Below are 14,068 nucleotides of genomic sequence, written 5' to 3'. Positions count from 1 at the left end.
AAAAAAGTGGACAAAGAAGAGAGATGGTATCCCCCTTGCCTAAGCGGAACCGGTTAGGCAAGGGGGATTAAGCAACGGTTCTCGCAAGGAGATATCATCGCAATGGATTATTACGCATCTTACAAAAACAGTAAAGACCCTTCGTTGTTGAGAAAAGAATTGGTCGGCTACGCGCTAACGTATGGCAACAAAAAAGCTGCATAGCACTTTCAAACAACTTTAAAAATGGTAAGAATAAAATGGAGAAAACGCTGGCAGGCAAAAAGGAATGGTGCCCAAAGGTCTGTCTAACAAATCTGAGAAAAACCTGCGCATGATGAAGATGTATTGGTAATTCAAAATGAAAGCCATAGCAGGAAAAGCACCGCCGATAATAAACGTATTAACGCTGCAATGATTAGATGTGAGTATAATATACCTTACTCGTCGAGTATCTCTAAAAAACTGATTCGCAGTCTGCTTTAGCGGATATGATAAATCATTTCCTTACAGAACAAGCCGATAGGCTTGATGTTTTTAGAGGTGCTTTATAGTAATCTGTTCTGCAACCTCCGGTTCGGACAGGTTTATAGCCGCTTGATAGATAGTCTATGTCCTGTTTTTATGATATAATCGGTATTATACGAAGTTTTTTTTCAGCTGCGAAAATGGCGCGGCTGAAAAACATGTCGAGTTTGCTTACCGCAAACATCACAGATTGACGTGTACGCTATCGCGCACCAATGCAGCCGTTTTCAGAAACTGATGTTTCTGAAAACGGCTGCATTTTAATGAACGAAAATAATCCCCGCACATATAACAAGGAGATAGTACTATGTCTAACACAGGTCATCAAGCATGTACAACTGTATTGGTCGGCAAAAAAGCCTCCGTTGACGGTTCGGTGATGATTGCCCGCAACGAAGATTTTCATGAAGCAATTTCGGTAAAGCTGTTTACCCTAGAGCCGGCAAGTGAGGTACAAAACCGCATCTACCATTCCCGCAATACCGGTGTGCGGGTTGCGCTGCCTGATAAGGCATTGCGTTGTACCTCTGTACCGCAGGCATTTCCCTTGCTCAAAGATGCGGTTGGCGAATATGGAGAAGCGGGTATCAACGAAAAAAACGTTGCCGTCAGCTCCACTGAAAGCGTGTACGGAAATCCGCGTGTGCTGGCATTTGATCCGCTTGTACCGGAGGGAATTGGAGAAGATGCTATTAACAGCATTGTTGCACCCTTTATCAGCTCTGCACGGGAAGGGGTTGCGTTTTTAGGCAAGCTAATTGCTCAGTACGGTTCGGCAGAAGGGAACGGAATTCTCTTTGCAGATACGGAAGAAGCGTGGTATATGGAAATTCCGTGCGGCCATTATTGGGTAGCTCAGCGTATTCCCGATGACTGCTATGCCATAGCTCCTAACCAGGTAAGTATTGAACATATTGATTTTTCTAATCCGAATGATTTTATGTGGGCTGAGGGAATTGCTGCTTTTGTCGATACCTATAAGCTCAATCCCGACCGAGAAGGCTTTAACTTTCGGCATATTTTTGGTACTTCAACCGAAAAAGACCGTGTGTACAATACACCCCGCGCATGGTTTGCTCAAAAGTATCTTAACCCTGAGATTGAACAAAGTCCAGCTTCAAACGATATTCCGTTTATCCGAAAGGCGAATAGGCTTATTTCAGTAGAAGATGTGCAGTATATCCTGAGTTCGCATTATAATGAAACCGTATACGATCCAATCGGTGCTGCCGGCTCAGAATACGAAAAGACGCGTTTCCGCTCTATTTCTCTTTCCCGCACAGCTGAATCGCATATTCTGCAGCTGCGTCCTGACACGGCTGCGGGGGTTGCCGGTATTCAGTGGCTGGCGTTCGGTACTACTGCGTTTACCCCTTATGTGCCGTTTTTTACGAACATTAACGACACCCCGAAAATCTATAAAAAGCGGACACCCTCTGTTTCACTCGATAATGCCTATTGGCTGTTTAAGATTCTCGGATTTTTTACGGAAAGCCGCTATAGAGCCTTCCGCGATTCAAATACTACATACCTGCGTGATATACAAAGCTATGCGTTCCGGCGTATCCATGAGATAACGGAAAAGGCAAAACCCTTGAGCGGAGCGGAACTCACTGCGTTTTTAACAGCAGAAAACGAAAAAACGGCGCAGTATGTCATCCAAAAAACACGCGATCTCATCGCTGAGTATATGCTTGAATCATTTAACCATTCAAAATTGAGCTTTACCATGGATAAAAATCTGTAACCGAGGGTGGCGGCAGCGAATATATGCTGCCGTTTATCGAAAAAATGACCGGACTGACTAAAGCGGAAGTCGCGAGTTTGTAATAGCTCAGCGCATCGCTCCCCTTGTACAGAGCGGGGCTACTCCTGTCCTGCTCTGTGCCCAACATGAGGGTATTGTACCCTTACTTCGCACCATGCTAAGAAGCGGTTCACGCTGCTTTGCGGCGGCAGTCGGTTCTACCTCCCTACAGATCCTCTACCCGTCGAATGTATCAAAAAAGTTATAAAAAATAATGTTTATTAGTTTTTTTGATTTTTTTAGCCATTTTTGTGTCCTACGCTTTATAAGAAAGGAAGTTGTCAGCAGCTTACAGAGCTGATGGAAATTCATTTTCTCAACCTCTCACGAGCCGAAGAGAAGGAGATACAAAAGGAGCCTATCAAAAAAGAGCAAAAATTGATACAGTGGTTGCAGTTTATAAATACAGACCTGAGGGAGGTAAGAAATATGCTGGCGGCTACATCACCGATATTGCAAATGTTGAATGAGCAAATAGATGTATTGAGCTTGAACCCGATAGAACGGAAGCTCTACGAATCACGGATGAAGCTAAAAAGCGACATTGCAACTATCTCAGAGGTACAGTATAAAGCCGGAGCTGAATGGGGGTTGGCTGAGGGCGAAGCACGCGGGCTTGCCGAGGGTAAATCGCTTGGTTCCCGCCAAGCAAAGCTCGAAACAGCACGGTTAATGAAACAAGCCCACTGCGAAATACCGTTTATCGAAAAAATGACCGGACTGACGAAAGCGGAAGTCGCGAGCTTGTAATAGCTCAGCGCATCGCCCCCCTTGTACAGAGCGTAGATAATCCTATCCTGCTCTGTGCCCAACATGAGGGGATTGTGCCTCTGCTTCGCACCATGCTGAGAGACAGTTCATGCAGCGGCGATGTTTGACAAATGCGTACATCCGTGTATCCATTTGATACCGAGTTTTGTTCGCTTATATCCTGAATGCGAACAAAACAGTGTTTCTGCTTAGCACCCCCGCCCTCCTTGGCGGGATAGATCGCACATCTCGTCGATTACAACTGCACATGGACGTGCAGTTGTAATCATGTCATCACGAACGGCGCACCAGCCGCAATCCAAGAGTCTTATCAGAGTAATGTGGAGTGAACTCACTACGCCTCGTACAGGCGGAGTCGTTCTTTGGGGCAGCGTATGCGCTGCTGCGTGCGATGCGCTGGTTATGCCCCATCGCTGGAACACCGGTCGGATCCTGTCCGCCCGCAGGCGATTGCACGTCGTACCAATCCCAGCACCGTTCGCATACATTTCCTCCCATATCGTATAACCCGTACCCATTCGCCGCCTTTTTCTTTACTTCATGCGTTCGATTATCACTATTAACATTGTACCACGCATAGTTTACGAGCTGCGTTTCCTCATCCGTTCCGGGATATGTATGCCGTGCAGGACCTCCTTGCGCTGCCCAATTATATCTTCCTTATGGTCCTTGATGATGGCAGACGAAGTTATGCCTCGATTTTTGCTTGTGCAACATCCCATATGTGCTTCACTATTTCTATAGCCGTTATGACCCCCGTACTGTTCTGGTTTTTGATAATCTGCCAAATATCTCCTGCGATTTCTTGCAGATTTTTACCGGCATTCATACTCTGCTCAAGAGCTGCTTTTGCTCTCTTATCTGTTTTTATGATTTCGTTTATCGCAGAAATATTCAATAGTTGTTCCTGCAGTGCAAAATAGATAAAACTTGTCAGCTTAACCCGTATCAATTCCCTGTTAAAACTTGAATCAGTAAAAAATCCCATATCCTTCAAGCTTTGGATAAAATCACGTTGCAGTACCGGATTTTCTTCTAAAAATATCAGATAGTCTCCGTCTATTACTGCCTTTGTTTTATGTGATGCCAATTTTTCTAGCACCTGCTTACAGTGTTCCTTTTGCATATTTTTGCCATATTTTGCATACGAATCTGCCATGTACGTTTTTAAACGGCTTTCGTTGAGATTCAGGTTGAATGCTTTTTCCCGATTGGTTTTTCCTTCTACCAGCTCATATTTTTCAAACAGATAAAACAATAAGCATTCGATGTCCCGCTTCGGCATACTGCCAAAGGGGGACTTTTGCAGTTCGGAAAGGAAATCCCTGCAAAACCGCTCCGCTGTACTTTCCCCGCTGCCGAGTTTTTCCACTGCAATATCCATTAGCTACACACCTCTCTTATAAATATATAAAAATTTATCTATAAAACCACTAACTCTATATTGAGTACAGTAGTTTTGCACAATCTGGTGCCGGCTACATGAGCTTATTGTAAGCGCCGTAGTGGAGTACTTTTGAACATCATACACCGTATCATAAAAACATATTTGATATGCATAACAGAGAAGCAAATATAAACATTGAAAAAACACTAATGGCAAAACGCGTATTGCGTGCAAAAACCTGTGAGGAGTATTTCTTATAACGTGTTCTTCATGCTTAACTACAGATAGTGCGCGCGCTGAGTTGGTTAGAAGGTGAGTAGGGGGGAAACTCGTTTACAGATAAAGACTTATCCAATTCTTCTTTTTGTAATAAAAAAGCCTCCGGGGTCGTACGGTATTGTTTTGTGCGGTGAGTAGTCTTTATCTTCATAGACTTCAGTCTATACCGGTTTTACTGCGCTGTCAAGGAAAAATATCAATACAGTGTAAAGGGATTCTATAGTCTAGAACATAGATTCCATGTGTTTTTATTTATAATGCGGAATCCCTGGATGCCCATTAGTTTCTTCTTGACAAATACTTCTGTTTAGCATTAGTATGGAAATGTGATAAGAAGTTTTGATGATAGAGAAGCAGAATCAATAGGCAAAGGTAACAAAAGTAAAAAGTTACCGATGACGATTCAAAATGTTGCAAGAAGAAAACTTCGAATGATTGAAGCTGCAAAAGTTGTAGAAGATTTAAGGATCCCTCCAGGTAATCGTTTAGAAAAACTTGCTGGGAATTTAGACGGATTTTATTCAATCAGAATAAATGATCAATGGAGAATTGTCTTTAAGTTTGAAAATGGAGGTGCAGAAAATGTTAGAATCACAGATTATCACTGATGAAAAATTACCCAATGTTCATCCAGGAGAAATTCTTAAAGAAGATTTTTTAAATGCAATGAACATTTCTGCATATCGTCTGGCAAAAGAAATCAATGTTCCTGAAACAAGAATCTCCGAAATAATTCACGGAAAGCGTGCAATTACTGCGGATACCGCTATCAGATTTTCAAAATTCTTCGGAACGACAGCAGAATTCTGGCTCAATCTTCAGAATCTGTATGATTTAGAAGAAGAAAACAATAATCACTCCCGAGAATTTGAAACAATAAAAATGTACGCCTATGCCTCAGTTGTCTAACCCCCCCGCTTCAACGCTGACATTTGTTTTGGCGCGAAAGTTGCTTAATCGATTGTAATCTCTTTATGGTTGCTATTTTAGGTCAGATTTTTATGTGATGTGCCGCTTCTTTTTCAGTTAGATTTAATGCGATAGAATGAGACCGCTTACATTTTCTCTGCTTCTATGCTACACTAACGCCATAAGAGAAAATAAGGTATAAAGATGCTTACAATACGGAATGTTTCAAAAACCTATGGGGCTTCTGCAGAAAAGGCAGTGGATAATCTTTCGTTTGAGGTAAAGCCGGGGGAGATTTTCGGCTTTTTGGGGCCGAATGGGGCAGGAAAAACGACAACAATCAAAATGATAACCGGCATTATGAGTCCTGATAAGGGAGATGTTTCGGTCGGCGGTATTGATATGTGCAAATATCCGCTTGCCGCAAAGCAAAAAATCGGCTATGTAACGGATAATCCTGAGGTTTTTGTGCAGTTTAAGGCGCTGGAGTATCTGAATTTTACGGCGGATGTGTACGGTGTTTCTACAGAGGATCGGCAACGGCGGATAGAAAAATATACGGCGCTTTTTGAGCTGGATTCGGTACTTAATACCCGTATTGGGAGTTTTTCTCATGGTATGAAGCAGAAATTGCTGATTGCGGCGAGCCTGATCCATGAACCGGAGCTGTGGATTTTGGATGAACCGATTGTCGGACTTGACCCTCAATCAGCATTCCGTCTTAAAACATTGATGAAGGAATACAGCAGCCGGGGAAAAACGGTCTTTTTTTCTACCCATATTATGGAAATTGCAGAAAAGCTCTGCGACCGGCTTGCCATTATCCACAAGGGAAAGCTCGTATTTTGCGGCTCGTTGCAGCAATTACGAGAACAGCAGGGCGGCTCCGATTCCCTTGAACAGCTTTTTTTAACAATGACGGAAGCAGGAATGCCGGATGGCGGCAGTACGGCTGTTGCCCGGCACATATAGCAGGCGGGCGATAGCATGAAACAGCAAAGAGGTACCGGTCAGCAGAATGCTGCTGTCTTTTGGCGCTTGCTCAAGATGTATATTACACTGGTCTTCGGTATAAGCCGCCTGAGTGAGTTCATACAAGATAAAAAGGCAAAGGGTGAACCCCGGAGAGCGGCAGAAAGCGGAGATGGAAAAAACGGCGGAAGCAGGATAGATAGAACTGCCGGCAGAGACAGAAGCCCGGGCGAAAAGATAGTAGACGGAGATGCCGGCAAAGATGGAGGAACGGGCAGCGAGACGGTTGATGAAGCAGACAGCAAAGGAACGGTAGCTTCCGATGCGGCAGCTCATCGCAGCGATGAGGTTTCTATCGTGAAAACAGCCCTGCTTGCATTATTTTTGATATATATCGGCGGCTGTTTTATTGTGCTATTCGGTACTATGGCAGCCAATCTGTACAAAATATTCAGCCCGCTGGGAATGCGGCAGCAGCTTTTTGAACTGGAAATGCTCATGATGCTGCTCTTCCTTTTGATGGCAAACTTTGTACTGACCCTTTCTACCTATTCGATAGGCGGTGTTGAAGATATGCTGCGGGCAATGCCTATTCACCCTGCCGTGCTTTTTGGTGCAAAGTATCTTGCGCATTGCATACCGGCAATGCTGATTTCTCTGAGTTTTTTCCTGGTAACCGCTGCCGTATATGGGTTTTATGAGCAGCAATCCGTTGTTTTTTATGCTGCCGCGGCAATCGGCGGTATATTTTTTCCGCTTCCGGTTATCGGTTTTTGCTATCTTGTACATATTCTGCTGATGCGTACTACCGCAACTTTTAAAAATAAACAGGTTATTATGCTGCTCGGCAGCTGTATCGGAATTGCACTGGCGCTGGGTATCAACTACCTTGTCCATTGGTCACGAGATCCTGCTGCATTACAGACTATGCTGATGCAGTATCAGCACGGAAGCGCTGCTCAATTCGCCGCTGTGTTACCGGCACAGCTCTTTGCAAAATCCCTTGCGGCATCTTCCACGGCGGAGATGCTGGGCTTTTTGCTCATCTTTATTGTCCTGTGCAGTACGCTTGCAGCGGCGCTGGTTTTCTTGTTTTCACAAATGTATGTAAAAACTCTGGACGGCTTTAATGAAAAAAAGCTGAAAAGATTAAATGCTTCGGAGCGCCGCAAGCTATTCGGCGGTAAACTTGTGCAGCGTCCGCTTTGGTTTTCCCTGCTGTTGAGAGAAATCCGCATGATGAACCGGGAACCAGCCTATCTGCTGAACGGTCCATTTATGATTATTATGTTACCGCTGATACTGACACTCATGTATGTTACCGGCTCAGCGGACATACCGGCAGCAGTTTCCGGCTTGCTGGAGGGGGGGCGCGGTCTGCTCATTACCGCTTTATGCGGGGCTTTTTTAGGCTCGGCAACGAATATTGCCGCAACAGCGGTTTCCCGCGATGCCAAGAATATCAGTTTTATGAAAAGCCTGCCGGTTCCAGTTGCCGCCTATATGCAGGCAAAACTTACACACGCAATGCTGGTCGCTCTTATTGGAATTCTGATTGGAACAGGAGGAGCTGCCTATTTCTTTTCGCTTCGTGCAGCAGAGACCGCCGCTGCCGTTAGTATCGCACTTGCACTGGCATTTTTCTGCAATATCCTTGCACTGATGCTTGACACTGCACATCCAAAGCTTCACTGGGACAGTCCCGCGGCGGCAATAAAGCACAATATAAATGCCATTGTGATTATGTTTACCGATATGCTTCTTGTAAGCATAACAGCAGCGGCTGCATTGTTCCTCTCATTGCCGGTGTATATGTATGTCCTGTATTTTGCCTGCATACCGTTTGTCTTGAGCTGCGGTATGCTGTACTTTTTCCTTCCTTACGCAGAACGGAAAATCAGCAGGCTGGAGTTATAGGCAGCGAGGGCTTATTCATGCGGGAGGTTTTAATACCTTTTGTTACGGCGCGGTTTGTGAACATTAACCCACACGAATCAACTGCAAAGATGCTAAGACAGCAGATTATTTGGCGATATCGGTGTTGCAGCAACTAACACAATTTCTTTCCGTAGTTCATTTAAAAGTGCATCATAGTGTTCCGGCAGAAGTTCAATATCTCCTCTGCTGAATGACATTGCATTCTGCGGATAGGCAGTGTTTGAAACAAATTGCAGTAGAATTAGAATATGCTGTACAGGATTGATCATCCGCAACATATGCATCACGAGTAAGAAGCCGAGCGTAAGTGCAATAATCATTCCGCTAATGCCGATATAGCGAAGCATGAAAGTGCATTCGTTCCATAATTCTTTTTCTTCTACAAAAGCAATGAGTTTCCACGGCAAGTTAGAGAGTGTATATACTTGAAAGAACATATTTTTATTATCAAAGATAACCCGTTGGAGACGGTCTGTTGCCTGCATAAACCGCTGCGGCTGCAGTATATCCGTTGCGATAATATGAGTGAAAATATGCTGAGGGTTTGTGGGGTCGGCAAGGATAATTCCATCTTCTTGCATCAGTATAATTGAACCGCTTTCTCCTATCCCGAATTTTGCTATTTTTGCCGTTAATGTGTTAAGCGAGAGACTTATAGCAACATTTCCGGTAAAGGCATTCTCTGCATTATAGAAACTTTTTACCATCGCAATTACCGAAGCTGCCAAATTATGGGTATAAAATGCCTTTGTGAGGGCAACTTCCCCCTGCGCATCTGATCCTAACTGATACCAAATCCGTTTACGGGGATCATAACCGGCAGATATTTCTCCTTTATAGCTGGTTGCAAAACCGCCCCACTCTGTACCCATGAAAATCTCTAAATAGTCGGAAAAACCAGCATAGATCGATTCAAATAAAAGCGAGATATTTTCTTCGGCTCTACTTTTAGAAATTGCTGAAGGTTTCATCTTTTTTGTTTCGGTTGTATAGATATGAATGGTATCATCCGCTCCCCGTACATAGGGATGGCTTGTGAGCATGTCAAGCATTTGTGAGGTACTGTCAAAAAAACTGAGGATTTCATTTTCCGCAAGTTTAACGCTGTATGCAACGTTTTTATGAAATAAATTGCACTGAGTGTGCATCCGATCAAAATGGACACTGCTAAAATAGCAGGAACAATAATAGCAATAACCATGTATCGGTTTTTTGTAAAAAGCGGAATGCGAAACTGTAGGTGCTGGCAGTTTGAAGTGTACAGCATTATTTTGTCCTTTTTGATCATGTATTTTGTTATTTGTTTTATCTATAAATTATGCAGTCTTATACTACATAATAATGAAGGATAACACAATACATCGCTAATCAGCAGGGCTTCAGCTGAAAACATAATGAAGAGAAAAATATCGCACTTTCTGTGTGATAGCATGTGCAAAAAAGAGGGGGCGCTTTTGTTTCGCTCACATAAATCCGGTATAAAAAATGTATCAGAGAAATACGGTTTTTGATATTTTTGCGGCATTGTTAACTTCACAATCCTCTTTTTTTATGTACTTACATCCGTTTTCTCAGCGGAATCCCTGAAACCTCCCCTTGACATTATTTTTCTGGATGGTATACTTACGGTACTATTTGTAAGTTCTAGTTAAATTATTCAAATGCCGATTGGATACGTCGGGATGAATAATAACTGCTGAGAAACGCTCAAAAAAGTCAGTTTGCAGGCTTTTGTAGTAAGTCTGTTCGGAAACTTCCGTTTCTGAACAGGTTACTTTGAAATGCGATATTCTAAATCGTGCTATTTGTGCGGTTTAGAACTCGTCGACCTAGTCGGAAACGCAGTTATCGAATAGGGCTAGTATTTCTGTATCGAGGTTTTTATGTTTATCAAACAATATAAAACATATTCTCTTCGCACATTTTTCTGTGCTGTTCTGTTCGCAATTCTTTCAGTGTCAACGGTTTTCGCCCAAGATAATGCCGAGGCATTGGATTCGTGGACAAAAATCGTAACAAAGATGGAAGTGCACCTGAATAATGCATATAATCTGTATATTCAGGGTAAAGCGAAAGAAGCGTATGATGAGGTAAACGTTGCGTATTTCCGCTTTTATGAATCGAAGGGAATGGAAAAAATAACGATGGGCTATCTTTCCGGAGCTAGGAAAACCGCCGTTGAAAATGCGTTTTATGAATACCGCCGCAATGTTTACAGCGATAAAGATAACGAAATGGTCAAGGCGCATAAGGATAAACTGATTGCGATGCTGTACCACGATGCAGCTGAACTAGACGGTACGTTGGATCAGAGCGGTAATGAGACGGAGGATACTGCCAAGTCCGCAGTAGTTGCGGCGTTTATTTCTTCCTTTGTACTCGTATTGCGTGAAGGATTGGAAGCAATCCTTGTTATTGCGGCGATTATTGCCTATTTAGTAAAAACAAATAAGAAAAAATATATCGGTTCAGTCTATATCGGAGCCTTGGGCGGTGTTCTGGTAAGTATTCTGCTTGCTTTTATTTTCAGTGTTGTTGCCGGAGCGCAAAGCGGTATTGCACAGGAGATATTTGAAGGTGTCGGTATGTTTGTTGCTGTTGTTGTGCTCTTTTACGTCAGCAACTGGATGCTTTCAAAATCGGAAACCGAGGCATGGGAGAAATACATCAAGTCAAAGGTAGAAACATCTGTTACTACAGGCAATAAATGGGTGCTGATTTTCGCAGCCTTCCTTGCAGTTGCCCGTGAAGGCGCTGAGCTGATTTTATTCTTCCGCGGGGTGCCCATCCACGGTGCAAGCGGACAGCGGGCGGTGATTTTAGCAATTATTCTTTCATCCCTAGTGCTTATTGCGGTATTCCTGGCGTTTAGGTTCTTAACCGTAAGGCTGCCGCTGAAACCGTTCTTCTTGGTAACCAGTCTTTTAATGTATGCTATGTGTTTTTCGTTTACCGGAAAAGGCGTTTCCGAACTGCAAGCTGCCGGTGTTGTGAATAAAACTCTTATCCCGTGGATGGGCTTCGAGTTTGACTTCCTCGGTATTTATGCTACGTATGAAAGCCTGATACCGCAGATTGTTGTGCTTGCGGTGATTATCACGATGTCTGTGGTGTATGCAAGGAAGAACAAAAAACAACGCGCTCAAATTGAAGCTGAAAAGGCAAAGTGTGAGCAAAAGTAAAAATATAAGAGACATCTCTCAGGATTGAAATCTTTAGAGATGAGGAAAACAACAGCTTTTGAGACATCCGGATGTGAGAAAGAGCATGTTCTAAAAAGCTGTAACAAATGTGGAACAAAAAGAAACTAAATATATTACAGGAGGATAGTTTCAAAATGAAGAAAACTGTATCTTTTCTTTTTGCACTGATGGCAATCGCTTTTGTGCTTGCATCATGTGAAAAACCTGCTCAAAAGCAGGAAATGGCAAAACCCGCTGCGGAACAAAAAATGGCTGCAGCTCCTGCACCGACTGAAGAAGAAGCTGCAGGTTTTGATGAGTTCCCGATTGGGGATGAACAGGATGTAGGACCGCTCCACATCGGCGGCGTTTACTTCCAGCCGGTTGATATGGAACCTGCCGGAAACAGCCTTTCCAAGAACGAAGCTGATTGTCACGTCGAAGCAGATATTTCTGCTAATGAAAACGGGGCTTCTTTGGGCTACGGTGTCGGTGACTTTGTTCCTTATCTCCATGTTAAGGCATACATCCAAAAGCAGGGTTCCAGCAAGGTTCAGGAAGTTGCATTTATGCCGATGAACGCAAGCGATGGTCCCCACTATGGTGCTAACATGAAGTTTGAAGAAGGACTTGGCAAGTACAATGTTAAGTTCGAAATCAAAGCTCCGGGTAATGACTACCTGTTGCACGTAGATAAAGAAACCGGTGTTACCAGCCGTTTCTGGACAGAACCGCTCATCGTTGAATGGAATGACTTCGAGTGGAAAGGACCGCAGTGGTAATAAGCCCTGTTCGGCAACGAATGTATCGAATGGGTCTATTCTGTGAAGGATGAATAAAAGCAGAGAAAAACACTCGCTTTTGGAACAATTTTCATAGAAACACACGACAATTACGCTGATGAGGTTTGCGCTATAAGCCTCATCAGCGTTTGCTTTGAAACATACCGTTTTCTGTTACAGTAACGGTATCTTTTGAACATTCTATCCATGAATGTTATGGATGCTCTCAAACGTCAGCTTTCGGGAGGTGTATCATTTTAAAATTTTATATTAGAGTTTTTGAAGCCGGTATTGCGTTCGCCCTTGTGCTTGCAGTAGTATTTGCTTCATTTAAAACTCAGCAGTCAGAGAGAACCGAGGAGTCTGAAAAAAAAAACAGATTATTGCATCGCTAAGTATTTTACTCGGCATCATCGGCAGTATTATTTCAGCTATCCTTCGGTCAATTCCTAATTATATCAATAGAACGCATTTTGCTTTTTGGTGCATGGTACCTGTTGCCATTTCACTGGTATTCTTCCTTATTCTTCTTTTCCTTAAAGATCAGCATAAACAAAAAAGACCGCGCCTTTACGAAAATCTCTTTGGCGCAGCGGTGTTTTTATATACGGCATCAACCATATTCTACTATCTTCCTGTTATTATCATGCTGGCGAGGACATTGGTCAATTATGGGGAAAGTGCGGTTAGCACCATCGTCCTATTCAGGCTGATCGGCTATGTGTTAGGGCTTGCGTGTATGCTGCTATCGGCGCTTGCAGTGTATAAAACACTGATTAAGCTTTCAGCACTCGAGCTGAAAGTGTCGGTTGCCGGAGCGTTGAGCATTTTCGGCATTACGCAGATTGTGGTGATCTTGCAGCGGCTCTATTCTCTCGGTATTATTCCCCGCAACGATCTTATCTTTGCTTTTATTGCCGGTGTGGTAAACCACGGAAACTTTTTCACCTTTGCTATTATCTTCTTTATTATGCTGCCGCCCATTGTTCTGTGGAAAAAGAACCGCAGTATTACCGAAGTTTACCATAATAATGCGGAACTGAGGAAACTGAAAGCAGGAAAACGTAATGCACGGCGATGGGCAAAATGCTCTTTGGCACTGCTGGCCGGCTCAGTACTTTCCCTCTCCGTGCTGCGGCATTATGTTGACCGCGAAGTTCCGCTGTCTCCGCCGGAGAACTACACTATTGCCGACGGGATGGCAATAATTCCTATCGCAGAATTAGAGGATGACAAGCTGCACCGCTATGCGTATATATCGGAGCAAGGCATTGAAGTACGGTTTATCGCTATTAAAAAAAGCGAAGGTTCGTATGGGATCGGGCTTGATGCCTGCGATATCTGCGGGCCGACGGGCTACTTTGAGCGGAATGGTGAAGTAGTATGTAAGCTCTGCGATGTAGTTATGAACAAGGGAACAATCGGTTTTCCCGGCGGCTGTAATCCCGTACCGATTGCCTATATCGTTCATGACGGTAAAATCAAAATTAAGATAGCCGACCTTGAAGCGGAAGCTCACCGCTTTAAATAGCAA

11 protein-coding genes and 1 pseudogene are annotated in these 14,068 nt (G+C 43.6%); 9 read left to right on the top strand and 3 right to left on the bottom strand.

The annotated features are described in order from the left end of the window. Positions 1 to 814: 814 nt before the first annotated feature. The gene (locus tag ACTTJ8_RS02810; protein WP_442720248.1) at positions 815 to 2,254 is read left to right on the top strand and encodes a C69 family dipeptidase; all 1,440 of its coding nucleotides are present in this window, start codon (positions 815 to 817) and stop codon (positions 2,252 to 2,254) included. 309 nt (positions 2,255 to 2,563) lie between these two features. Then, entirely contained in the window at positions 2,564 to 3,064 is a 501-nt protein-coding gene (locus ACTTJ8_RS02805; protein ID WP_442719771.1) for a PD-(D/E)XK nuclease family transposase, read from the top strand. Positions 3,065 to 3,358: 294 nt separating this feature from the next. Here the strand turns inward: ACTTJ8_RS02805 and ACTTJ8_RS02800 are convergent. Both ACTTJ8_RS02800 and ACTTJ8_RS02795 read right to left on the bottom strand, forming a co-directional pair. Then, positions 3,359 to 3,724: pseudogene (locus tag ACTTJ8_RS02800) on the bottom strand (formylglycine-generating enzyme family protein); the annotation flags it as partial. A 49-nt stretch (positions 3,725 to 3,773) separates the two neighbouring features. After that, entirely contained in the window at positions 3,774 to 4,469 is a 696-nt protein-coding gene (locus ACTTJ8_RS02795; RefSeq protein ID WP_442720247.1) for a hypothetical protein, read from the bottom strand. Positions 4,470 to 5,077: 608 nt separating this feature from the next. On the opposite strand from ACTTJ8_RS02795, the gene ACTTJ8_RS02790 reads away from it, so the two are divergent. From ACTTJ8_RS02790 to ACTTJ8_RS02775, 4 genes are all read left to right on the top strand, one after another. Continuing rightward, on the top strand, positions 5,078 to 5,359 hold the full coding sequence (locus ACTTJ8_RS02790) for a type II toxin-antitoxin system RelE/ParE family toxin (protein ID WP_442720246.1): 282 nt from the start codon (positions 5,078 to 5,080) through the stop codon (positions 5,357 to 5,359). Then, a complete protein-coding gene (locus tag ACTTJ8_RS02785; RefSeq protein ID WP_442720245.1) occupies positions 5,334 to 5,660 on the top strand; it encodes a HigA family addiction module antitoxin in 327 nt (108 codons plus the stop codon). The genes ACTTJ8_RS02790 and ACTTJ8_RS02785 overlap by 26 nt, the downstream gene beginning before the upstream one ends. Positions 5,661 to 5,864: 204 nt before the next feature. After that, positions 5,865 to 6,632 (top strand): ABC transporter ATP-binding protein, encoded by a 768-nt coding sequence (locus ACTTJ8_RS02780; RefSeq protein WP_442720244.1) that lies wholly within the window; start codon positions 5,865 to 5,867, stop codon positions 6,630 to 6,632. 15 nt (positions 6,633 to 6,647) lie between these two features. Continuing rightward, complete coding sequence (locus ACTTJ8_RS02775) at positions 6,648 to 8,549, top strand: putative ABC transporter permease subunit (protein ID WP_442720243.1); 1,902 nt, start codon at positions 6,648 to 6,650, stop codon at positions 8,547 to 8,549. A gap of 92 nt (positions 8,550 to 8,641) precedes the next feature. Here ACTTJ8_RS02775 and ACTTJ8_RS02770 read toward each other — a convergent pair whose 3' ends face one another. Continuing rightward, positions 8,642 to 9,622, bottom strand: a complete 981-nt coding sequence (locus ACTTJ8_RS02770; RefSeq protein ID WP_442720242.1) for a cache domain-containing protein — start codon at positions 9,620 to 9,622, stop codon at positions 8,642 to 8,644. Positions 9,623 to 10,453: 831 nt separating this feature from the next. Here ACTTJ8_RS02770 and ACTTJ8_RS02765 point away from each other — a divergent pair. The 3 genes from ACTTJ8_RS02765 to ACTTJ8_RS02755 all read left to right on the top strand — a co-directional run bounded on the left by ACTTJ8_RS02765 (position 10,454) and on the right by ACTTJ8_RS02755 (position 14,065). Beyond that, a complete protein-coding gene (locus tag ACTTJ8_RS02765; RefSeq protein WP_442715422.1) occupies positions 10,454 to 11,752 on the top strand; it encodes an FTR1 family iron permease in 1,299 nt (432 codons plus the stop codon). Between the two features lie 155 nt (positions 11,753 to 11,907). Further along, positions 11,908 to 12,534 (top strand): iron transporter, encoded by a 627-nt coding sequence (locus ACTTJ8_RS02760; protein ID WP_442715421.1) that lies wholly within the window; start codon positions 11,908 to 11,910, stop codon positions 12,532 to 12,534. A gap of 487 nt (positions 12,535 to 13,021) precedes the next feature. Then, positions 13,022 to 14,065 (top strand): Fe-S-containing protein, encoded by a 1,044-nt coding sequence (locus ACTTJ8_RS02755; protein WP_442720241.1) that lies wholly within the window; start codon positions 13,022 to 13,024, stop codon positions 14,063 to 14,065. The last annotated feature ends 3 nt before the right edge of the window (positions 14,066 to 14,068 follow it).

This window comes from Treponema sp. (genome assembly GCF_052169735.1).
Classification (GTDB): Bacteria; Spirochaetota; Spirochaetia; order Treponematales; family Treponemataceae; genus Treponema.
This window is presented reverse-complemented; position numbering and strand designations above follow the sequence as displayed.

Coding starts and splice junctions, on each gene's coding strand:
- ACTTJ8_RS02810 (WP_442720248.1), top strand. CDS start 815: ATGTCTAACACAGGTCATCAAGCATGTACAACTGTATTGGTCGGCAAA.
- ACTTJ8_RS02795 (WP_442720247.1), bottom strand. CDS start 4,469: ATGGATATTGCAGTGGAAAAACTCGGCAGCGGGGAAAGTACAGCGGAG.
- ACTTJ8_RS02785 (WP_442720245.1), top strand. CDS start 5,334: ATGTTAGAATCACAGATTATCACTGATGAAAAATTACCCAATGTTCAT.
- ACTTJ8_RS02780 (WP_442720244.1), top strand. CDS start 5,865: ATGCTTACAATACGGAATGTTTCAAAAACCTATGGGGCTTCTGCAGAA.
- ACTTJ8_RS02775 (WP_442720243.1), top strand. CDS start 6,648: ATGAAACAGCAAAGAGGTACCGGTCAGCAGAATGCTGCTGTCTTTTGG.
- ACTTJ8_RS02770 (WP_442720242.1), bottom strand. CDS start 9,622: ATGCTTGACATGCTCACAAGCCATCCCTATGTACGGGGAGCGGATGAT.
- ACTTJ8_RS02765 (WP_442715422.1), top strand. CDS start 10,454: ATGTTTATCAAACAATATAAAACATATTCTCTTCGCACATTTTTCTGT.
- ACTTJ8_RS02760 (WP_442715421.1), top strand. CDS start 11,908: ATGAAGAAAACTGTATCTTTTCTTTTTGCACTGATGGCAATCGCTTTT.
- ACTTJ8_RS02755 (WP_442720241.1), top strand. CDS start 13,022: ATGGTACCTGTTGCCATTTCACTGGTATTCTTCCTTATTCTTCTTTTC.